Origin of the sequence: Kineococcus rugosus (assembly GCF_050871975.1) — a bacterium.
Lineage (GTDB): Bacteria > Actinomycetota > Actinomycetes > Actinomycetales > Kineococcaceae > Kineococcus.
In genome coordinates this window covers 12,798-33,295 of the sequence record NZ_JBJLSJ010000017.1, presented here as the reverse complement: position 1 = coordinate 33,295, position 20,498 = coordinate 12,798, and the positions used below count along the sequence as shown (strand labels likewise).

Annotated in this window: 18 protein-coding genes and 1 pseudogene; 6 read left to right on the top strand and 13 right to left on the bottom strand. The window is 70.1% G+C overall.

Going from position 1 to position 20,498, the window contains the following annotated elements:
• The first annotated feature begins 1 nt into the window (after position 1).
• Both ACRYM6_RS11590 and ACRYM6_RS11585 read left to right on the top strand, forming a co-directional pair.
• Positions 2–2,293: a DEAD/DEAH box helicase gene (locus ACRYM6_RS11590; RefSeq protein WP_432543027.1), complete on the top strand. Its 2,292-nt coding sequence runs from the start codon at positions 2–4 to the stop codon at positions 2,291–2,293.
• 186 nt (positions 2,294–2,479) lie between these two features.
• Positions 2,480–2,980, top strand: a pseudogene (locus ACRYM6_RS11585) (helicase-related protein); the annotation flags it as partial.
• A 35-nt stretch (positions 2,981–3,015) separates the two neighbouring features.
• On the opposite strand, the gene ACRYM6_RS11580 reads toward ACRYM6_RS11585, so the two are convergent.
• The 3 genes from ACRYM6_RS11580 to ACRYM6_RS11570 form a co-directional block, all read right to left on the bottom strand.
• The gene (locus tag ACRYM6_RS11580) at positions 3,016–3,339 is read right to left on the bottom strand and encodes a hypothetical protein (RefSeq protein WP_432543026.1); all 324 of its coding nucleotides are present in this window, start codon (positions 3,337–3,339) and stop codon (positions 3,016–3,018) included.
• A 339-nt stretch (positions 3,340–3,678) separates the two neighbouring features.
• A complete protein-coding gene (locus ACRYM6_RS11575; protein WP_432543025.1) occupies positions 3,679–3,933 on the bottom strand; it encodes a hypothetical protein in 255 nt (84 codons plus the stop codon).
• Positions 3,934–4,246: 313 nt separating this feature from the next.
• Positions 4,247–5,641: a hypothetical protein gene (locus ACRYM6_RS11570; RefSeq protein ID WP_432543024.1), complete on the bottom strand. Its 1,395-nt coding sequence runs from the start codon at positions 5,639–5,641 to the stop codon at positions 4,247–4,249.
• Between the two features lie 1,003 nt (positions 5,642–6,644).
• Here ACRYM6_RS11570 and ACRYM6_RS11565 point away from each other — a divergent pair.
• On the top strand, positions 6,645–7,475 hold the full coding sequence (locus ACRYM6_RS11565) for a hypothetical protein (RefSeq protein ID WP_432543023.1): 831 nt from the start codon (positions 6,645–6,647) through the stop codon (positions 7,473–7,475).
• Between the two features lie 178 nt (positions 7,476–7,653).
• Here the strand turns inward: ACRYM6_RS11565 and ACRYM6_RS11560 are convergent, their stop codons facing one another.
• The 7 genes from ACRYM6_RS11560 to ACRYM6_RS11530 form a co-directional block, all read right to left on the bottom strand.
• On the bottom strand, positions 7,654–8,121 hold the full coding sequence (locus tag ACRYM6_RS11560; protein ID WP_432543022.1) for a hypothetical protein: 468 nt from the start codon (positions 8,119–8,121) through the stop codon (positions 7,654–7,656).
• Complete coding sequence (locus ACRYM6_RS11555; RefSeq protein ID WP_432543021.1) at positions 8,118–9,584, bottom strand: McrC family protein; 1,467 nt, start codon at positions 9,582–9,584, stop codon at positions 8,118–8,120. The genes ACRYM6_RS11560 and ACRYM6_RS11555 overlap by 4 nt, the downstream gene beginning before the upstream one ends.
• Positions 9,581–11,089 carry an McrB family protein gene (locus ACRYM6_RS11550; protein ID WP_432543020.1) on the bottom strand — a complete coding sequence of 503 codons (1,509 nt, stop codon included), beginning with the start codon at positions 11,087–11,089 and terminating at the stop codon, positions 9,581–9,583. The genes ACRYM6_RS11555 and ACRYM6_RS11550 overlap by 4 nt, the downstream gene beginning before the upstream one ends.
• Positions 11,090–11,167: 78 nt before the next feature.
• Entirely contained in the window at positions 11,168–11,503 is a 336-nt protein-coding gene (locus ACRYM6_RS11545) for a hypothetical protein (RefSeq protein ID WP_432543019.1), read from the bottom strand.
• Positions 11,504–11,542: 39 nt separating this feature from the next.
• Positions 11,543–11,974, bottom strand: coding sequence for a gamma-glutamylcyclotransferase family protein (locus tag ACRYM6_RS11540; RefSeq protein ID WP_432543018.1), 432 nt, complete (start codon positions 11,972–11,974; stop codon positions 11,543–11,545).
• Complete coding sequence (locus ACRYM6_RS11535) at positions 11,971–13,626, bottom strand: TM0106 family RecB-like putative nuclease (protein WP_432543017.1); 1,656 nt, start codon at positions 13,624–13,626, stop codon at positions 11,971–11,973. Before ACRYM6_RS11535 ends, ACRYM6_RS11540 begins: the two co-directional genes overlap by 4 nt.
• On the bottom strand, positions 13,623–14,339 hold the full coding sequence (locus ACRYM6_RS11530; RefSeq protein ID WP_432543016.1) for a hypothetical protein: 717 nt from the start codon (positions 14,337–14,339) through the stop codon (positions 13,623–13,625). Before ACRYM6_RS11530 ends, ACRYM6_RS11535 begins: the two co-directional genes overlap by 4 nt.
• 338 nt (positions 14,340–14,677) lie before the next feature.
• Between ACRYM6_RS11530 and ACRYM6_RS11525 the strand changes: the two genes are divergently transcribed.
• Together ACRYM6_RS11525 and ACRYM6_RS11520 are read left to right on the top strand one after the other, a co-directional pair.
• Positions 14,678–15,556, top strand: a complete 879-nt coding sequence (locus tag ACRYM6_RS11525; RefSeq protein ID WP_432543015.1) for a hypothetical protein — start codon at positions 14,678–14,680, stop codon at positions 15,554–15,556.
• Between the two features lie 51 nt (positions 15,557–15,607).
• Positions 15,608–16,051 (top strand): hypothetical protein, encoded by a 444-nt coding sequence (locus ACRYM6_RS11520; RefSeq protein ID WP_432543014.1) that lies wholly within the window; start codon positions 15,608–15,610, stop codon positions 16,049–16,051.
• A gap of 320 nt (positions 16,052–16,371) precedes the next feature.
• Here ACRYM6_RS11520 and ACRYM6_RS11515 read toward each other — a convergent pair whose 3' ends face one another.
• The gene (locus ACRYM6_RS11515) at positions 16,372–16,572 is read right to left on the bottom strand and encodes a hypothetical protein (protein WP_432543013.1); all 201 of its coding nucleotides are present in this window, start codon (positions 16,570–16,572) and stop codon (positions 16,372–16,374) included.
• A gap of 1,183 nt (positions 16,573–17,755) precedes the next feature.
• The gene (locus ACRYM6_RS11510; RefSeq protein ID WP_432543012.1) at positions 17,756–18,283 is read right to left on the bottom strand and encodes a hypothetical protein; all 528 of its coding nucleotides are present in this window, start codon (positions 18,281–18,283) and stop codon (positions 17,756–17,758) included.
• Positions 18,284–19,182: 899 nt separating this feature from the next.
• On the opposite strand from ACRYM6_RS11510, the gene ACRYM6_RS11505 reads away from it, so the two are divergent.
• Positions 19,183–20,199 (top strand): hypothetical protein, encoded by a 1,017-nt coding sequence (locus tag ACRYM6_RS11505; protein WP_432543011.1) that lies wholly within the window; start codon positions 19,183–19,185, stop codon positions 20,197–20,199.
• Positions 20,200–20,322: 123 nt separating this feature from the next.
• On the opposite strand, the gene ACRYM6_RS11500 is transcribed toward ACRYM6_RS11505, so the two are convergent.
• Positions 20,323–20,481 (bottom strand): hypothetical protein, encoded by a 159-nt coding sequence (locus ACRYM6_RS11500; RefSeq protein ID WP_432543010.1) that lies wholly within the window; start codon positions 20,479–20,481, stop codon positions 20,323–20,325.
• Positions 20,482–20,498 lie beyond the last annotated feature (17 nt).

The following is a 20,498-nucleotide window of genomic DNA, read 5'->3' as shown; positions in this document are numbered from 1 at the left end:
CGTGCGACTGATCGATCGCGTCCGTCGGCGTCGACCCGAGCCGTCCGGTCCGGAAACCCCAACGGGCTTCCGCCAGGAGTTCGGCCGGTACACTCGGTTCACCGCTGATCCTGAGACCTTGAGCCTCGTACGGGCCGGTCAGGCTGGCCGACGTGCGCAGGAGCAGTACTACGTTCTCGACCTGCTGTGTGACGACGGCCAAGCGACCGACTTGGACGACGGTTTCGCGGTCTCCGAGGACGTCATCGCCGGGCTCGACGCCCTCGACGCCGCCGTCCTCGGCCTACCCTCGACCTTCGATGGACGACTCGAGGCACGCGTCCACCGGTACACGGCGTCCCCCGACTTCCGCGTCGAACTGGATGTGCTGGTGGGCGCCCACCCCACCACTCCCGACCGTCGCGGCCCTGTCCTGCGGGTGGGGGGAGAGCTGCATCGTCTGCCCACCTGGGCGTTGAAGGCACTCCGTGCCGTGGAGCACCACCGATCCGCCGGCTCACCGCGCTCGGAGGACGCCAACGTCCGGCTCGTCGCGGAGCTCCAAACCGCTAAAAGTCTGGCGGAGGCCGAGTCGCCCGGCTCGAGCTTCTCCCTGGGTGCCCTGGACCGCTTCACCACAGTGGTGCCGACGTCGGTCGGCTTGACGGTCGAACCGCAGCCGGACGGCTCGCTCACGGTGGAGCCGGACCTGGGACCTGGCGTGGACGCCTCAGCTGCCGCCACGCGGTGGCACCAGGTCGAGGGACCTTCGAGCAGCGGAGCGTCCGACGAAGCTGGCGTCCTGCGTATCGATGACACCCTCGTTCTCCTGGAGGAGCAGGAGCTCGCGGCCGTGCGCGAGGTGCGTCAGCGCTCCGTCATCCCCGCGGCGGACGTCCGCGCGTTCCTCGAAGCACCGGGGTCCTTCTACGACCCCGAGCTGGTGGACGTCGACGTGCGGTTCAGCGTCCGGGTCGCCGGCCTCGGCGTCATCGCACCGGTGAGCTTCGAGCAGGCCGCCAGCACAGGGCTGGACTGGTTCGCAGGGGTAGCGTCCAGGTCGACGCCGGAGCTCCTCGTTCAGGACGTCCGGACGGAGAGCCAGCAGGCGTCCGTCGAGACGGCGGTCGAAGAAGCGTGGAACCGCGGGGACACCGTTCTGCCGTTCGGCGACACTGCAGTGGTCGACATCTCCGACCGCAGTCACGTTCATGAGGTCCTCGCTGCGTCACGACGTCGCCTCGCTGCCCTGAGCGCAGACACGGTTGATCGCCAGGAGGAACCCCGCAGCTCGGGCCGACGAGTCACCGTCGGGATGCACATCCTCGACGCCAGCGGGACCGCCAAGGCCATGCGTAGTCGGGCAGCCGCGGCCTCACCCACCGCCCCCATCGACTTCAGTCAGCTGCTGCGCCAGCCTTTCGCCCACCAACGCGTCGGGGCTGAGTGGATGGCTGGTCTGCTCGAGGCGGCTCTCACGGCGGAGGACGGCGAACCGGCGAGAATCCAAGGCGCGCTGCTGGCCGACGACATGGGGCTCGGCAAGACCTACATGACCTTGGTGGCGCTGGCCGAGGCCCAGCGGGTCCAGCGGAGGGCCGGCCGCGTGCCTCTGCCGACCCTCAGCGTCATGCCCGTCGCCCTGCTGGAGAACTGGCTCGCGGAGATCCGAGCCACCTTCGGCAACCGCTGCGGTCCCTTCGACGACGTCGTCGTCCTCCAAGGCAGCGGACTCGCCGACTACCAGGAGCGGGGAGCCGAGCGGGAGACCGCGGCCCGGCTGGAGGACCTCGACGAGAACGGGATGGTCCGCGCCGACCGCATCCACGCGTCGCTGAGGATCGGACCGGCGCACGGGGAAGCGCGACTGGACCGGCCGGGCGTCCTGGTCCTCACCACCTACGAGACGTTGCGCCGCTACCAGGTGTCCCTCGGACTCGTCGACTGGGGAGTCGTCGTCATGGACGAGGCGCAAGCGGTCAAGAACCCCGAGATCCTCGCGACTCGAGCGGCCAAGGCGCTCAAAGCTCGCTTCAAGCTGCTCGCTACCGGAACACCGGTCGAGAACTCGTTGCGCGATTTCTGGACCCTCGGGGACACGGCACAGCCCGGCTTGTTGAGCTCGTGGGGCGACTTCCAGGAGGCGTGGGTCCAGCCGATGAGTGTTGCCTCGGGAACGGAGCACGAGCGGTTGGGCAAGGCGCTCCGCGATGAGGTTGGCGCTTTCATGCTGCGTCGGGTAAAGGAGGACCACCTCGAGGACCTCCCGGGCAAGCACGTGCACGAGTACCGGCAGGTGATGCCGGCTGCTTAGATCGAGGCCTACGACGGTGTGCTCGCGGCGCACCGCCACGGACCGCGGCCGAAGGGAACGGCGCTCAAGGCGCTGCAGCAGTTGGCCAGCGTCTCGCTGCATCCGCACCTGGTGTCGGACAAGATTGACGTTGACGCGTCGGCCCACGAGCTGTCCGCCCGGACCGTGGTCACCGTTCGCACCATCCTGGACGACGTCCGTGCCCGAGGGGAGAAGGCCATCGTCTTCGCCAAGACCAAGGCGTTGCAGCGTGCTCTCGCCCTCTGGCTCGACCAGCCGTACGGGATCCGCGTCGACGTCGTCAACGGTGAGACCGCAGCAACGGGTGCGGGCGAGACGCGGCTCAAGAAGATCCGCGCCTTCGAGGCGCAATCCGGCTTCAACGTCATCATCATGTCGCCGCTGGCTGCCGGCGTCGGGCTCACCGTCGTGGGAGCCAACCACGCCGTGCACCTCGAACGGCACTGGAACCCGGCGAAGGAGGCGCAGGCCACCGACCGCATCTACCGGATCGGCCAGACGAGGAACGTGCACGTGCACCTTCCTCTCGCTGTCCACCCCGACCTGGAGTCCTTCGACGTCAACCTCGACCGGCTGCTGCGCAGCAAGACGGCACTCAGGGACGCTGTCGTAGTTCCCCAGGAGGTGGTGGGGAGCGAGTTGGAGACCGCCCTGGGGTTGTCGTGAGGCGCGGTGTGACGTGGTCGTCGACGGCAGGAGGATCACGCGGGGAAATGGGCGTGGGTGCTGCGCACCACCTTCAAGGGCACGGACGAGGCGAGGACCGTGTCATTCCGCACGACGAGCGCCTGCAGGACGTCGGGGCTCGTCAGGCGGTTGCTCTTGCGCAGGCTGCACGGCGCGGAGGCTGCGACGCAGTTCCACGAGCCGTCCAGGGCGGCGTCACGAGCTTCGTACCGGTTCATCAGGAACCAGGCGAAGACGTGATCGGTGTGAGCCGCGCAGGGGGCGTCGAGCAGCACGTCTTCGCAGGAGAAGCAGCGGCCGCGCTGGAAGCCCTTGAGCGTGCAGAGCGACGATGACACGGCGACGCGGCATGACCAGGCATTGACCTTCCCCCAACGGTGCGAGGCCGACGCGTCGGCCGATGACGCCGGCAGCGAAAGATGCTCTCGACGATGAATCAGCGTGACTCCAGCTCGTCCTCCAGCGAGGTGGTCGACCCCGTGGAGCTCGGGAGTTCCTCCGCGAGGGCGACACGGCGGAAGCGGCCTTGGCCGTGCAGCCGACAGAACTCGTGCTCGCTCCCGCCGTTCGCGTCAGGAACATCTTCGCGACCATTCGCGGCCTGTCCCTGACGCCTTGTCGATGAGCCGTGGCATCGGCTCTCCGTGCGTCGAGACGTCCTCGATGTCCTCACGGAGCTAGGTGAGGTAGTCGGCAGTGCCCGTGGTGGTCACCGCCGAGGTCTGCGCGGTTTCGGGGGAGCGGGCCGCCAGCTTCAGCGTGTACGGGGTCGTCAGCTCAATGAGGCTGACGTCCTGTCGACCCTCCTCGACGAAGTCGAGCGACGCCGACCCGAGGGCGAACTCGTAGGTTCGGTTGGTGGCAGCCAGCAGGACGGCCATTTGCCCGGACATGCAGGGTGTCGACTCCGTGCGGTAGAAGTCGGCATTCATCGGGCGACCTCGGAAGCCACGCGGGGATGGGCAAGCTTCTGCGGGACCGCGTCCCGAGGTCATCCGTACCGCGGAGGGAACGCCCGTGACACGTGTCTTCGTCCAGCACGAGTACGTCGACGCCCTGCACGACGAGGTCGTCGAGGAAGCACGTGAGCTCCGCGGTGCGGACACCACCGAGGGCAGATTGGCCGAAGCGGGCCGAGCGCGGTGGCTTCGCGGCGCGGGTCTGGCTCGAGCAGTCCTCGGGCGGTCGCAGTTGTAAAGCGCTTCGCCAAGGGGGTGATCGGCACTTGAGCGGACAGCTCTGGGGTCAGACCGGGTCGTGGAGGGTCACGGGCTCCTTCGAGATCTTCTCCAGGAACTCACGCTGCTTCTTGGCGTCGACCTTGCGGTGGGCGAAGACGAGCAGCTTGTCCGACGAAGGGTCACGACGGTGGTACACCCGCCCCATCCGCTCCGAGCCCTTGACGCCGGTGTGGACGTCGTCGACCTCGTAGATGTCGGGGTAGCCCTTGCACTTCTTGCCGAGCACCTGCTTGCCGTCGAGCTCGACGAGCACGCGCACGAGGTGTGACAGCCGGCGAAACTCGCGGGCGTCCGTGAAGGCGTCCACGGTCGTCTCATCGAGCACGAGACGGTCGAACATGCGGTCGAGCACTCCTTCAAGGCCGCGCAGCGGACCAGCGACGCGTGGTTGGGCGACAGCCTCGGCGGTCACCTGCTCGCGGAGTTCACGCTCTCGCGAGACTGCATGCTCAGCTGCCTCGAGTTGCTGTCGCAGCCGGTGCAGCTCGTCGGTCCGTGCCGACAGTTCGCTGTCTCGAGCGTCGAGCTGGCGCTGAGCCTCGTCGAGCAGCTCATCGACGGCCCTCTGCTCCGAGGCCTGCTCCTGGGTCGCGGCGGCGATCGTTTGAGCCGCCGCGAGCTTCTTCTCTGCGCGGGTACGCCCGCTCTTGGCGCTGGACAGCTCGCGCCGCAGCGACGAGTTGCCGGCACGGAGCTCTTCGACCTCCTGCTCGAGCGACGCGGTCTGGAGCTGCGTCGTAGCTAGTTGACTTCGGGCGATGAGCAGCTCGACCCGCAGGAGGCTCTCCTGCACGCTGCTCATCGAATCCGCGACCGACGAGGCGGCTGCTCCCGGCGCGCTGGTGCCTGCGGCCAGGACGTCTGAGACGGCGGCGATGCTCTGTTCCCTCGTGAGGTCGTCGCCGAGGCGGATGAACCAGTCGTAGTGGTAGCCGTCGGATGCCGGTCGCCAACTCTCAGCCCACCGCTTGACCGTGACGCCGGCGGCGGTCAGGCGACGGACGAGCTCCTCCGCTTGAGCCTCCGTCCCGTCCAGTACGACGTACTGCCCGAACCGCGTCGGCTCGATCGACCAGCGGTCCACCGCGAAGGTCGTCTGGGCCGATGCGGAGACGAGGACGACCAGGTCTTCACCAGGAGACACGAAGTCGCTGCAGCTGGACTTGGGCACGCTCTCGTCGTCGAGGCAGATGAACATGCCCTCGTTGACCGGGTACACCCGGCCGCCGTAGACGACGCCGCTGACGCCGTCCGGCATCCGCCGAACCGGGCGGTCGGTGAGCTGTTCGACGTGCTCCCCCTCGGCGGTACGGACCGCCACGGTGACCTTCTGCGACGCCCTGGCCATCACTGCTCCCTTCTCGACTCCAACGCTTCCGTGAAGATCGGCGAAGAGCACGGGGTGGTTGATGCCGCCATCCAGGGGGCACAGACGCCACTCTGACGGGTGGATGCTGCTCCGCGATCACACTCTGCTTTCAATCTGACGCCCAGATGAGTGATGCGATCTCAGCTGCCGTGCGCGCCGACCGATTCATCAGAGCATGAAGTGAACTCGGTCGAGCTCGAAGTGGCTGCCTGGTCAGGCTGCATCCGTCGCCGTGGAAGAATTCTTCTGCGCCGGGTGCGGTGGGGCGCAGCACAGTCTCTTCGGCCGCGTGAGCGTTGAGGCGTCGTCGTCCTGCGGAGACTGCCGACCGACGACGGGGGGAGCAGTCGACTCCTGCCCGGAATGCAGGCACGAGCTGCTGGGCATGGTCGGCCACGACCGCCCGTTCCACGGGGCAGGCCGGGCGCTCACGTGTCTCACCGTGGGAGGTGATTACGGTTGGCGAGATGTTCGCTCCAACGCATTGTCGCCGCCTCGCAGATTACACTTCGTTTCCGTGAGCTGCCGAGTCGGCACGGTAGCCGTGGCGTTCTGCCAATCGGTCCATCGTTGATGCCGAGTTCCATGCACGGGAAGCTGCCGGCCTCATCGAGGGAGCCGAGAGGGCAGGGCGTAAGACTGGTTCAGTGCTCGCGTGACTCGTGTAGCGCGCACTGTGGGATCCTGGTGCGTCGGAGCGGACGGTCGTCGTGGGTCGCGAGCTGGTCCGGCTGGTGGAGGAGTTTCCGGCCGGGAGTCGCAGTGCTCGCCGACCTTCGACAGGAGTTGCCGCGGCGTCTCGATGGCCGCGTGGAAGATGAGGCGTTGACAGCAACGGTTTCCGGCTCGTTGGATGCCGCTGCCATGGACGTTGGTCACCGACGCGACCGCCCTGCTGAGCACGGCGAGGCGCTACTGCAGCGCCTGTCGAGGTGGTCGTCGTGGATGTCCGACCGACCCGACACCGACCGCGATCCTCGTGTCCGCCCCCTCTGCCACAGTCACCACGGCAAGTGACCTGGAGGGGATCGTCGTGGCTGAGGTGTTCATCGAGCTGGCCGTCCGCATCGTCGCCTGGTACGTGCGCACGATCCGCAGCTGCTGGCGGACGGCCTCGCGCTGGATGCGTCCGCGCCGGCGCAGCGACCCGCACGTGGAGCGCTTGCAGGCGTGGCGGTCGTGGCTGGGGTACGCCAGCGTCGTCGTCGCGGTCGCGGCGTCCCGGGACGTGCCGTCCGGTCTGGCGGAGGACCTGCTGGTGGGCGCCCTGGTGGGTTTCGCGCTGAAGGCGGCGGTCGCGGTGCCGGTCTTCCTCGTGGGCATCGCCGTCGTCGCGTTCCGCAGCCACCGGAGTCAGCGCCGGGACCGGCTGACGCCCACGGTCCGCCCGTTCCTCCTGCTCGTCGCGGTCATCGCCGTCCCCGTGCTCGTCGCGTGGGGCACGCAGGAGGTGGACGACCTCCCGCCGGGGTCGGCTCTCCTGAGGGTCGCCGCCCCGGTCCTGGTGGGTGGGGGCGCCGCCCTCTACCTGGTGTGGCCGTTCCTGCTGGCGGCCGCGGCGGCTGTCCTCGTCCACGGAGTGCGGCACCTGTTCTGCGCGGGGGACGTGCACCCGTTGCTGCCGTCGATCCTCGCGTTCGTCGTCGCCCTGGCCAGCGGAGCGGAGAACGTCAGCGACGCACTGGAACCGTCGGCCGGGGTCGAGCACACCCTGGCCCTGCTGGGTGTCGGTGGTGCGGTGACGGTGCTGGGGTTGACGGTGTACGAGCACGTCCGGTTGCGCCGGCTGGGGTGGCGCTGGTCGGACCTGCGGGTCCCGCTCACCGATCTCCCGGCGCACCACCCGCTGCGTCGTCGCCCGTGACCAGCGGCACCGTTCCCGGCTCGAGCTGCCCGGCCGGGAACACCAGCGACGGTGTCGGCACTGGAACGTCCTCGGCGCGGTACGCCGCACGAAGGGGCCCGCGCGCACGCGCTACCAGACGGCTCCCGCTCCCGCCACGACGTGCTGCGACGGATCTGCGTGACGTGGTGGCCTCCGGTCAGTCCCCGCCCCACGCTGAGGTCCGCGAGTCCTGCGCCGGGGTGGCGGTGACGACGGACCAGCCGGCGGACGCGAGCGTCTCGTGGACCTCCGCCGGCACCGAGCTCACCAAGTGGGTGATGACCGCAGCGACGCCGTACTCCCCGGCGGCGTCGGCGAGGCGCTTCCGCTGCCGGCTCGTGAGTTCCACGTCCCGGTCGTGCCGCGTCGTGCCCAGCAGCTCGGTGACGACCTCGTCCAGCGCGGGGTCGCCGGCGGCCAGCGCGAAGCCGGCCATGAGCTCCTGAACCACCTCGCCGTCTGAGCATAGACCGAGCCGGCGGACTCCACCGTCCGGCGGGGTGCTCACGAAGCTCCAGGCTCCGGAGCCGCCCACGTACAGGCAGGCGAAGATGCCGGCCGGCTTGGGCGAGCCGTGCGAGCGGCCCGCCGGTCCCAGGGCGGCGGTCAGGATCAGGTCACTCACGTTGTGCTCCTCGTCTTGTGCGTGGCGGAGCTGCTGCCTGGGGGAGACAGCAGGGGCACCAGGTCGCCGAGGGCCCTGCGGGTGGCCGAGTCGCGGTGGCCCAGCAGGAACTCGTCGTCGGCGACGTCGTAGGGGAGCGCGGTCAGCGTCAGCTCGCCGAGCTGGTACGTGACCGGGGTCGTGAACTTCAGCGAAGCGGGGTAGACCACGACCATCGGGCCCCGCCCCTTCAAGTACCGGTGGCCGTAGGCGAAGAGCTGGTAGGCGTCCTCCCGTCCGATCGCCAGAGGGCGGGGCTTGGTGGACGTGGCGGCCTCCTCGGACGGATCGTCGTCCGACGGCGAGAGGTCCGGTACCGCGGATCCACGTTTGTCGTGCTGCTTCCACTTGGCGTCGATCACGGCGACGGCGTCGCCGCGGCTCCGCAGGAGCAGGTCCGGCTCGAGGCGGAAGGCTGCCTCCCCGGCCTCGTCCGTGCCGAGGTGCTCGACGACGTCCCCCGCCTGTGAGACCACCTCCAGGTCCGCACCGACAGCCACGACGCGTCGAGCGAGTGCGGATTCGAGGGCCTTCTCGAAGAGGTTCTCCGTCCTCCACAGCAGCGACTCCGCTTGGTCGGCGCCCACCCGGGTGCCCAGGAGCGGTTGCAGTGTCAGGCGGCACCACGGCTCGACGGCCCGGTAGCCCTCGAGCAACCGTCCTCGGTCCCACTGCGCCAGGTCCGCGGCAACGGCGTGCGAGACGGGCACCTCGTCCAGCAGGCCCGCCAGCTGGTGCGCCCGCAGCCGCAGGTCCGCTCGCGGGCTGCGAGAAGCCACCCGCAGCAGCGCCGTCTTGATCAGGCGGTTCTCCGGGCGAGCGGCGTCGAAGCGCCGGTACCGCACGTGGAAGCGGTGCTCTTGACCGGGGAGCTGCCGGCTCTGCCGGCCGAGGTCGAGGCGTCCTCTCAGGTAGGGCAGGCGCTCGCTGGCCGCGGTGTACCCCATGCGGACACGGTGAGGGAGGAGGATTTCCGTCTCCTCCACGAACCGCTCGTGCACCCGCTCCCTGATTGGGCCTCGCGTCGCCTGCAGGCGCGTCGGGTTCAGCGTCCGAGCCGAACGGTGGTCGTCCATCGGACCGCTCTGGAGGAAGGCGTGCACCAGCGCTTCCACGACCTGCCGTGAGCGTTCGACCTGGCGTTCGCTCAGCTGTTCCCCAGCGGCGCTGGAGCCGAGGTCCCGGTGGCCCGCCTTGGGCAGGATTTCGACCACCACCCCGTCGACGTCGACCACCCCTACCCGACCGGGAGCGCGCACCTGCTCCCCGACTCGACTGAAGGGGGTGAAAGTCTTCTTCCGGGGGTCGTGCAGGTCCTCGGCCTGCACGGCCACCAACCGCTCGGCGGTCAACCCACCCGGGAGCGAGGAGAGCTGGATCCTCTCGTGCTCCTGGACGGTGAGGTGCCGGTCGCCGCCGATCACGCAGGCTGGGAGGACGCGGTGGCGAGTTCGGCAGCGCCGTCCTCGGTGGCGACGCGCGTCGAAACCACTTCCACGGGGCTCCTCCGCTGTCCGGGAACTCCGTTGAAGGGCTCGTCGACGATCTGGTGGTAGAAGCGAAGGTCTTCGAGGGCAGCGTCCTGCTGCGACCACAGGCTTCGTCCGCCGTTCCCCTGCACCTCACGGTGCAGGTAGTCCCACTCCTTGTCGTGCGGTTCAGCCTGGTTCAGCACCCGGGCGATCTGCAGGTCGTCCTCGAAGAAGTACTCCTGCAGCAGCGGCAGCACCTTGCGGCGGAAAACCTCGGCGAGGTCGGCGAGAGTCGCTCCGCCGGCGCGTGCGGCCAGCGGGAGGAAGAAGGCGTGGCCGATCGCGAAGTCCCGACCCTTGGCCGCCTGGATCCGCCGGTTGAGGTGAGACATGACGTCGGCGACCTTCACGTCCTCGGCGACGACGTCTTCCAGCAGTTCCTTCTGCGGCGGCATCTCCGTGAAGTCGAACCGGCGGCGCAACGCGAGGTCCACGCCAGCGAGGGAACGGTCGGCGGTGTTCATCGTCCCGATGATGTGCAGGTTGACCGGTACGCCGAACGACTCACCCGAGTAGGGCAGCTGGACTCGCAGCTGCTCCGGCTGCCCGATGCGCTTGCCGTCCTCGACGAGCGTGATGAGCTCACCGAAGATCCCGGCGACGTTCCCGCGGTTGATCTCGTCGATGACCAGGACGAACGCCTGGTCCGGGTTCACCGAAGCTCGCTCCGCGAGGCGCTTGAAGACCCCGGCCCGCACCTCGTAGCGGATCTGGCCGCCTGCGCGCTCGGTCTCGGCCGTGCCCTCGTCGACCACGGGTCGGAAACCCTCGACGAAGTCTTCGTAGCTGAAGGCCTGGTGGAACGTGACGAACTCGATGTGCCCCGCGTTGACGTGGGCGCGGTAGGCGGCGAGGAGGTCCTGACGGGAAGGGCTCGGACCGCCCAGCTCGACGGGGGATGCGGTGTCCCGGAGGCAGGCGAGGGCCGCGTCCACCGTGGAGTACGTCTTGCCGGTGCCGGGCGGGCCGTACAGGATCCGGTTCAGCGGTCCTGCGGGCTCGAAGCGGGCGAGGATCTCCTCGGACTGCGCTGCGGACGTGTCGACGGCTGGCACCTCCTCGACGCGGCCCCAGAACTCCCGGTACGACCCTGCTGCTGCTTCCACCGCCTCCGAACCCGTCGAGGTCAACTCCCACACGTCGCCCCGGGGCGGGTGGACGAGCAGACCTCGTTTGCGCAGCGTCTCGTACGCCCGGGTCAGAACCCGCCCGGCTGCGGTGTGGTCGGCGCTGTCGACGGCCCGCTCCCGCTCGTTCTCCAGCAGCGGGACGAGCCGCTCCACGCGCTGCATCAGCGCGCGTCGAGATGCGGGCCCGTCCGCGGCGAGCAGCGCCAACATGCAGAACAGGCGGCGTTCAGCGCGGTCGTCGAGGACGGGGAGGGGAGCAACGGGCACGGTGGTCCTTCGGTGGCGGTGACTGGTCGAGCAGTCGTCGGTGGGTGGTGGAGCTCCAGCACGAGGCGGGGAGCTCGGTCAGCGTCCCCAGAAGTCGAGGTACGAGCCGGCGGCTTCCGCGACGTGCTCGCGGCCCAGCTCGGTGAGGGCCCACCTGCCGCCGAGCGGCGGGTCGACCAGCAGGCCGCGGCGGCGCAACGCCTCGTAGGACCGGGTGATCGTCTGCGCGGCGTGCGTGTGCTCGGGGGCGTTCGGCGCCGTCTGCTGCTCCTCGGCGGTCGTGGACACGAGGTGCTCGACGCGCTCGAGCAGCTCACGCCGTGGGACGGGCCCGTGCGCGGCGAGGAGCGAGAGCATGCAGAACACGCGACGTTCGCCGCGGTCGTCGAGGAAGGGCAGGGGGGCGACGGGCACGGGGTTCCTCCGGTGGTCGACGGGGGTGGACAGGGTCGGTCAGGGCGTCATGCGGCGGGTGCCGAACCAGTCCCCGGAGGGGACCGGCGGGAGGGTCCGCACCCGTTCGCGCAGGCGTTCGGCGGCGACGTAGGTGAGCGCCGGCACGAGCGTGCCGTCGGCGGTCCTCACCTCGACCACCACCCGGTCGTAGAGGTTGGAGGACCCGCCGGGGACGAACCCCTCCAGCCGGTCGAGGTCGGCGAGCACCTGGGAGTGGTGAGCCGGGAGGACCTCCACCAGCTCACCGATCACCCCGCCGGGACCGCCGGGGACGACGAACGGGTACCCCGGCCCCTCGTGCATGTGCGCGCCGTCGAGCACTGCGGCCCGCTCCGAGACGGTGCGTCCGGCGAGCGCCCAGGCGTGGTTGCCGCCACCGCGGCGCAACGTGCCGTAGACGAAGAACGGCAGCCGGTCACCGCCGCTCACGAGAGCTCCCCGCGGTGGGCGGTGGAGGAGGAGCGCAGCCACCTGCGCACCGCGAGCGTCGCCAGGACGTCGTCCTCGTTGTACTCCAGGACCCGCTGCTCGGCCGCGCGGTCTCCGGTGCGGGCCTGTCCCAGCCACAGCTGCGACTGCGCGCCGCCGGGGTCGGTGTCGCGCCACCGGAAACCGGCTCCCTTCGTGGCGACGAACTTCAACCCGTGCCCGCCGCGGCTGTCGAAGGAGGCCCTCGTCGTGGGCAGCAGGTCCACCCAGGTGGCGGGGTCGGCGGCGGTCCCGGCGTACGCCGACAGGCGCCCGCCGAGGATGCGACGGGTGACGGTCTTCTCCACGGGGCTGTAGTGGTACACGACGGCGTCCGGGTACCGCTGCGCGAGCCAGTCGAAGCAGCGCACCGCGAGCGCGAGTTCGCTGTCGGGGTCGTCGACGTGCAGGTCGAGGAACGGCGTGTAGGTCGAGGTGCCGTCGACGGTGACGAGGACGCCCCACAGGTAGACGCGGCCCTCCCGACTGCTCTCCATGTCCAGGTCCACCTCCACGGGTGAGGTGGGGACGTCCACCACGGCTCCCTCACGCAGGCGGAGGTCGGCGCCGTCGCGCGTCAGCCGCGCCTCCACCTGCGCCGTGCGCAGCCGGCGCTCGCGTTGCACGACGTCGCTCGTCTCCGCCGTGTACGGGGAGTCGAGCAGGGCGGCGACGTCGGCGTCGGCGAGGTCCTGCACGGTGCTGATGCCCGCCCGCCGCAGGGCGAGGTGCTCACGCACGGACAGCCGTGCGGGCAGCCGACGGCTGAGGTCGTCGGCCGGCAGGGTGTCCACGCACACCGGTGCCCAGCGGCAGGTGGCGCACTCCGCCTGCCCCACGGGGACGACCAGCGGCGCCGGGTCGGCAGGGGCGCCACGGCGCCCCTGAGCCGTGCGGGCGACGCTGACGCGGAAACCGTGCTCGTGGTCGTAGCGCTGCAACGCGCTGCGCCGCACCTTCCCCCGAGAGCGGGAGAACGCGGTGAAACGCGGTTGGCTCAAGTCGAACCACGTGAGCTGCGACCCGCCGGCGTCCGTGCCGACCACCGCGCCCCACGGCGTGTCGGCCTGGTGACCGCACGCCTGCAGCATGCGCCAGTAGTGGGCCAGCTGCAGCAGGTCCCCTTCGTTCGCCTTCGCCCGAGCGGCGGCGTCGGTGGCGTACGCCAGGTGCGGCTCGAGCAGCGTGCTGACCCGGGCCCCCGCCCCCTCGCCGCTGAGGGTCTTGTGCGCCTTGACGTCGACCGGGTGGTAACCCGAGCCGTCCGCTTCCCGGACGAGCACGTCGGGAAGACCGGTGCGGGCACCGGCGGGGTCGTCGGGCAACCGGCCGCCCAGGACGACCGGGCATCCCCTCTCCAGCGCCGCCAGCGTGGCGGTGACCTGCGCCTCGCCCCGGAGGCCGCGCAGGTCCAGCACGTCGACGTCGAGGGCCAGCCACCGCGCGAACACGTCCTCCTCGAAGCGCACGCCCTCGTCGAGCAGGTGCTGGTGGGGGTTCGGGACCACGTGCGGCGGTCGCGGTACGGTGACGTCGAAGTCGTTGTGGACGGCGCGGGCGCACGTCCGCGCCGCGTAGGCGCTCAGCAGCACCGGGCGGGTGCGCGGGGTCACCGGGCACCGGCCGCGAGCCGGCGGGCGCGCTGCTGCGGCACGCTGTGGCACAGGACGTGAACGCCGTCCACCTGCAGGGGAGGACGGTGCTCCGCCCCGACGTAGCAGTGGATCGTGTCGTCCCACGCGACGGGCAGCCGGACGCTGCCGATGGTCAAGGGGTCGTACGCGTAGTACCCGCCGCGCACGCCCTCCCACCGGTGCATGTGCTCCAGCAAGTCCTGCGGGATGAGCAGGACGTGGTGCAGCTCGGTGTGCCCGGGGCGGGGCACGAGGGTCGCGGGGAGCTCTCCGTCGCCGCGGGTGCGGTCGCACCACGCCGCGGCGGCGTCGTGGACGTGCGCCTGGACGCCGACGACCGCGTCCCCGGGGGCGTGGCGCAGCAACTTCTCGGTCAGCTTGACCGGGTTGGCGTTGGAGCCGTAGGCGAGCACCGCGACGCGCTGGTCCAGCGGGGTGCAGGCGTTGCGCGCGAGGTGGTCCTCCACCGGTTCCCCGGTGGCGCGCACCCGCAGCTCCGAGTCGTCGCGCAGGCCCCGCACGGTGCCGGCGTGCACGAGGAAGGAACCCAGTGGCGTCAGGCCCGGGTAGGGCGTGGCGGGGAACGCCTCCACCGGCTGTTCGGTCCACCGGTGCACCGGCCAGCTGAAAGCGGTGCCCACGGCTCCCGCGAGCGCGGTGCCGCGCGTGGCGAACTGCAGGTCGGTGGTCATGCGGGTGCCTCCTGGGGGCCGTCGAGGTGGACGGGGAGCAGAGTGCCGAAGAGCTAGGACACGCCCTGGGCGGTGACCTCGAGGGATCCCCGTCCGATCCGCGGGTGGGCCCTGGTCCACGGTAGGCACGGAGCAGGCGGGTCCCCACCGCCCGCGGGCAGGTTCACCCGGCCGGGTCCGGCCTGTCGCAGGGCGGTCACCCGATCGGCCGTCCGTGCTCCATCGGGATGAACGCTGAGCGGCGGCGAGAGACGGGTCGCGTACCGTTCTGGAGGCGCCGCGACGGAGTTCCGGACGCCTCACCCGACCGGACGACCAGCAGAGGTGGCGCGGCACGCATGACGAGAACCCCCGACGTCCACGAGCGCGTCGGACCGGCCGAGCGCATGGCCTTCATCCTCCGCCTCGTGTCCGAGCCCGCGCCGAGGGTGGTGAGCACTCACCAGCTGCGGGAGAAGGTCCCGGAGTACCGGGACGGGACGAACGGCGACCGTACGTTGCGGCGTGACCTGAAGGAACTGCGCGTGCGTGGCCTCATCGAGACCGGCCTCACGGTGGCGCCCCACGCGCTGAACCGGACCGGGCTGCGCCTGAAGGCGTCGATGAAGGGTGTCGACCTGAGGCTCAACACCGACGAGCACCGGGCGCTCGCCCTGGCGCGCCGCCGACTCCAGCGCGGACCGTTGCGGGTCGGTGCCCGCAGCGGACGCTCCCGCCAGTTCGACCTGGTGCTGTCCGTGCTGCGGTTCCTCGAGGAGGAGTTCCTCCTGGACGAGGGCTCGGCAGGACCGAACGGCCGGCAGCTGGCGCAGGACTTCGGCGTGCCCCCGCAGGAACTGCGCGCAGCGCTCGCCTGGTTCGTCGCCAACCGCACCCCCAACGCGCTCGAGCCGGAGAAGTCCGACCAGCCGGTCCTCGACGGTTTCGACGTCGTCGACGTCGACCTCGACGACCCGGAGTCCGACTTCATCGTGGTCCTGGACGCGTGCCCCTCGACGACCGCCGGCCTCGGTGCCCTGGGACGCTTCGCCTACACGCTCGAGGAGACCGACGAGCGCCTGGACCTCGTCGACGAGGTCTGCCGGGTGGACGACGCGTGGGGCGACGGGCCCCTGCGGACGGCAGCGGACAAGCTGTCGATGTGGCGGTCGCAGTTGACCCGGGCTCACGCCCGGCGCCGCTGCTTCGAGGACGTCGCGGCAGGAGCCGTGTCCTAACGCTGTGGAGGATGGGCATCACCACGACGACGAAGAACAGAGGAAGACGTGATGATGCTCGACCTGCAGGACACCACCACCGCCAGCGCTCAGGAGGCCACCCTGGGCGACACCGTGCAGCGGGAGCTGTGTGAGAGCTCCGCGCTGCTGCTCCGGGCCGCCGGTCTCGGCGTGAGCCTCGGCGAGTACGGCGATCTCACCGCCCTGCACGTCCAGCTCAGCGCCGGCAAGCGCCTGTGCCTGCTCCCGATGGCCGAGACCATCTGGGGCGACCGGGACGAGCCCGACCTCGACGTGTGGCACGTCATGGCGCTGGACGTACAGGGCGACCACCTGCAGTACCCGTTCGGGCACCCGCTGGCCGAGGCGTACGACGTCTGCCCCTCGGTCCTGTGGGCCGGAGCGGTCGGAGTCGACCCGGCCGTCGCGCTCTCGCTCGTCGACCGGTGCTTGGCGGACGAGGAGCTGTGCCGAGCGTTCGCGCTCAGCCGCTGATGAGCGGCGCGGAGGTGACTCTACGCATCCGAGCGTCGAGCGTCGGGCAGGCGTCCCGCACCTCCTTCACCAGCGACACCCACTTCGGGCACGCTGCCACCCTCAGGGCGGGTGCAGGCCGCCCGGCACGGACGGTGGAGGAGCACGACGAGATGCTCATCGAGCGCTGGAACCGCACCGTGCGGTCGCGGGACACCGTCTACCACCTGGGCGACCTGTCGTGCCACCACCGTCGGCGGACCGCTTGCTCGACCTCGAGGTTGTTGTGGAGCGGCAGCACGGGGCGAGCGCCGGCGCCATCTGCTCATCGTGCTGTGCCACTACCCGTTGCTCACGTGGAACAGGGCGCACCACGGGTCGTGGCATCTGCACGGGCACTCCCACGGCAACCTGCGGGTGCCGGACACCACGAGGTTGGACGTGGGGGTCGACGTGCACGGCTTCGCGCCCATGTCCTTCGAGCACGTGTTCACCACGATGCGGTTGCGCAGGTACGCGTCGCCGGAAGTGGTCAGGACCACCGGTTCCTCGACCGGCGTGCCGGGACGACGGTGAGCTCCGAGGCGGTTCGCGGAAGTCCGCCTGGCGCGTGGTGCGCTCGCTGGGTGTGGGTGTGGGTGTGGGTGCATGGATGCGCGTGAGCTCGGTGGTCCACCGCGATCACCGTTGTCGTGGTCCGGAGCCCGACGCGCCGTGCTCCTCGTGCGGGCCGACCATCGCAGAACACGAAGTGCACGACGGTTCGAGGGGGTGGCAAGCACATGGATCCGGTTGGTGACGCTCGCGGTGAGTCCTGGAGGGACTCAGCACCGCTCGAGGCGTGGGGTGTGAGCAGGCGAGGAACACACCCTCTCACTACGTGGCTCCACGAGCTGCGCCAGGCGATGGTCGAGGCCGGCGATCCGGGCCCGGTGCAGGAGTACTGGCCCGATGAGGGCACCTTCCGGATCACCTTCCCCAACGACCACGGGCTCAGCGGTGCCCCGGGAGGCGCTGCACGGTTTGACCCCTGCGTGGGCGGCAACGCACCCGGCAGTGAAGTGGTGGCGTGGACGTCGAGCCGGGTGTACTTCTCGGTCGACTACGACGGTTTGCGCTCCGTCCACAGCGTGCGCCGCGATCCGGCTCGATCACCTCGAGCAGCAGCTCCTCGCCGACTGCACGGGAAGGAGGTTGAGGAGCTGGGGACCGGCTTGTGACGACGGACCGGCCGTCGGCGAACCCGAGTTCACGGACGGCGGCAGGAGTCGCCACTCAGTCAGAACCTCGTCGCGAGAGCCGGTCGACGGCTCCGGTGTGCCGTGCTGAGCCGTGCGCAGCCCGATCCGCACGACCACCGACCGTCTGGTTCACCCTCGCCGGCTGATCAGCGAGGGGGTGCGCCGAGGAGGCGCGACCTCACCGACCCGGGGGGTCCGGGTACTGTGCCCGCCCTGTTGGTCACTACCGACGAACTACCGCTGAGCGTCCTCCACGGCGCCAACCGGAACGCTCGAGGCCGGCTCTGTTGCCCGGTGGCCGGCACCCCGTCGAGGACGACGCTCGTGATCAACCTCGGCCTCAATCGGCCGAGCCGCGTGGCGTCTCAGCGCTTCCGCAAGATCCAAGACGTCGATTCATAAGGCTCGACTTCCTCGACCCGTACGACGTGGCGGTGGCGCGGACGGGAGCGCCGACAGCCACCCACCCCTCGCCTCCTGGCGATCAAGGTGCAGTCTGGTCCGCCAACTGCTGCGCGAGGGACTCCACTTCGCGGATCGCGAATGTCAGATCGCGGTAGACCGCGTTCCGGTCCACGGCGGGGGCACCTGGAGCGCTCAGCCGGCTCGGGATGAGGTCGCCGTCGTAGATGTGCATGCAGTCAAACCCCAGCCAGTAGCCGGAGCTCGCCAGGACTGGTGCGCCATCGCCCTTCGCGCGCTCGTCCCATGGTCCGGAGAAGCCGCTGTACGTCAAGTCCCCGTGCACGACGATGCCGTTGATCGTTGAACGTTCACGTCCGCAGAAGGGGTGTGAGGAAGTGACCGCGACGTAGCCGCACCATGCGCCCCAGTAGTTGCGGCTGACGACGCACGCGAGGTCGGTCCGTGCGTCGATCCACCGAACTTCGTCAGGTTCAGTGCTCCACGGACCTTCAGGCGGAAGCCCAGCCACGCGACGGCCGGCCGAGCGCGATCGGTACGAGCGGTATTGGAACCCCGAGGAGCGCTGAACACGCTTCGGGATCGACATCGGAGGTTCCTCCACGACGTGGTCAGGCACGTGACGGCTCACAGGCCGAACGAAAGGTGCCGGCGGAGACCCTCATCGGCCGGACCAGGATCGGCGTGCTGAGCAGGAGCGTGCGGCTCCCACGGCGTGGTGTCGACCATCACAAAACCCTTCTCACTGTGAGATCTGCTCCCTCAGGAGAGCGAGCCTCTTCAAGATTCCGTCTTTCATCCGTGCCGATCTGGTGTCGCGCCGCATGGAACGACACACTCAAGACACGCGGGTTCAGGTGACCCGAAGGGACCACTGCTCAATGCCGTGCTGCGCCACCCAGCTCGGCGGACGGCTCCGTCGCTGTGAACGCTACGAGCGCTGTCACCCCGGACGACCGCTCGCTCCGCCGTGACTCGCCTCGCCCGCCGAGGTGGTCTGACGCTGTAGCCGTGGCCGAGGGTGAGGTGCCGCCGCTGGTCCGGGAGCTGGTACCTGATGCCTGTGGAAAAGGGTACAACCGCTGCTGCCGCAGTGCCCACCACGAGTCGGTGGGTGCTCCCCTCAGCTGCGGTCACTCACGCCCTCGCTCTGCCTCGTCGTGAAGGTACCTCAACCATCCCGGTGTCGTACCACGCACGTGGCAGGTGCCGATGAACTGGGCGTTCACCTGGTCGACGAACGGCCTGTGCCGGAAGGCGCCGATTCCGGTGGTCGACCACGGACAGGTCGTGCGGGGGAGTGCGAGCCTCCAGCGCAGGGGTGTTCGCACGCAGAGGACCCGGTCGACGTGCCGACGCCCGAGAGGGCTCGTCCCGCATCCAGCCGCGCGATTGCGCCAGACGGTCGAATCACGGCGGATCCCGTGCGTTGCCCGTGGCGTCGAGCGGCATCATCAACTGCTCAACAGCAGTCGAGGGAGGGAAGACATGAGCACTGTGACGACGAGCATCCTCGTCGGCAACCCTCACCGCTACCGGGGAGGGGTCCGGCCCGGGTGGCTCGTGCTGCTCCACGAGGGCGCCGAGACCGCGTGGCAGCTCCTGCGCCTGGACCTCTTCGAGGGTGAGGAGCGCTCCGGGCTGGACGGGGCGCCCGGGATCACGTGGCACACCTCTTCCCACGCCGACCTGATCGGCGAGCTCGCGCTGCTCCTGCACCTGCACGTCGTGCAGGACGAGCACGTGATCGCCGCCGCGGCGGGCCTGCCACGACTGACCACGCAGCGGAGGGTGGGACTCACCGACCTGACGCAGAGGGAGCGGGGTGTCGTGGACCGAGCCGTTCAGACGGCGCGCCGGGCGCCCGGCGATCGTTGCCTGTCGGTGACGGTGCTGCCGGGCAGCGCGCTGGACGCTTCTGCTCTCCTCGAGCTCCCCGCGTGGGAGGTTGATCTAGCCGCACCTGCGCGATCCCGCCGGATCGACAGCTTCTCCGGGGCCATGTCCACCCAACGGACCGTTCCCGACGTGCGCGATGACGTCGAAGTCATGCTCAGCGGGCTGGTGACCAGCACCGTGCTGCCTGGCATCAACGAGCAGCACGGATCGTGGTTCTTCGAGTCCGCCGCCGAGGACCACTTCGAGCGCAGCGCAGACGTCCTGTGTCGCTGGATCGCCGCTTCGCTCGCCGCCTTGGAGGACTCCGGGGCCTTCAGCGACAGCACCGTCGGAGGGCTCGCCGAGGTCCTCGACGACCTCACTCCGAACCAAGCCCGTCTCCTCGCAGGCATGCTCGAGGACGGGGCGAGGGCGGGCGGCTCGACGTTGCAGGGCAGCGGTGACTCGGTGAGCGACCTGCAGGACCTGTTCGCCCTGGCCTGCCGTGTCGCCGGGCAGGCCGTCGCCCACTGCTCCTCCGCTCGTCGGATTGCTCCCTGGTTGGTCCTCGACGGCTTGAACCCTTCGGCGCCCACCGGTCCGCGCTGGCCCGCGACGTACGAGTGAGTACGTCGGGTCGATCCGGGTGCGGGCGCTCGTCGCGGTGGGGCGTGCCGAATCGCCGTTGGGTGACCGCTCGCTCCAGCACCCGCACCGTCGGTGCGGTTCCCGCGTCGACGGGTGGCCCGGTCAGGAGTGCTGCGCCATCCACGCCGCGTGCAGTCGCGAGTACGGCCCTCCGGCGTGCGCCGGCTCCACTGCCGGCCCCACCTCGACGATCCGCCCGGAGTCGACGATCAGGACGACGTCGGCGGCCTCCGCCGTTGACAGCCGGTGCGCGATGGCCACCGAGGTCCGCCCGCTGA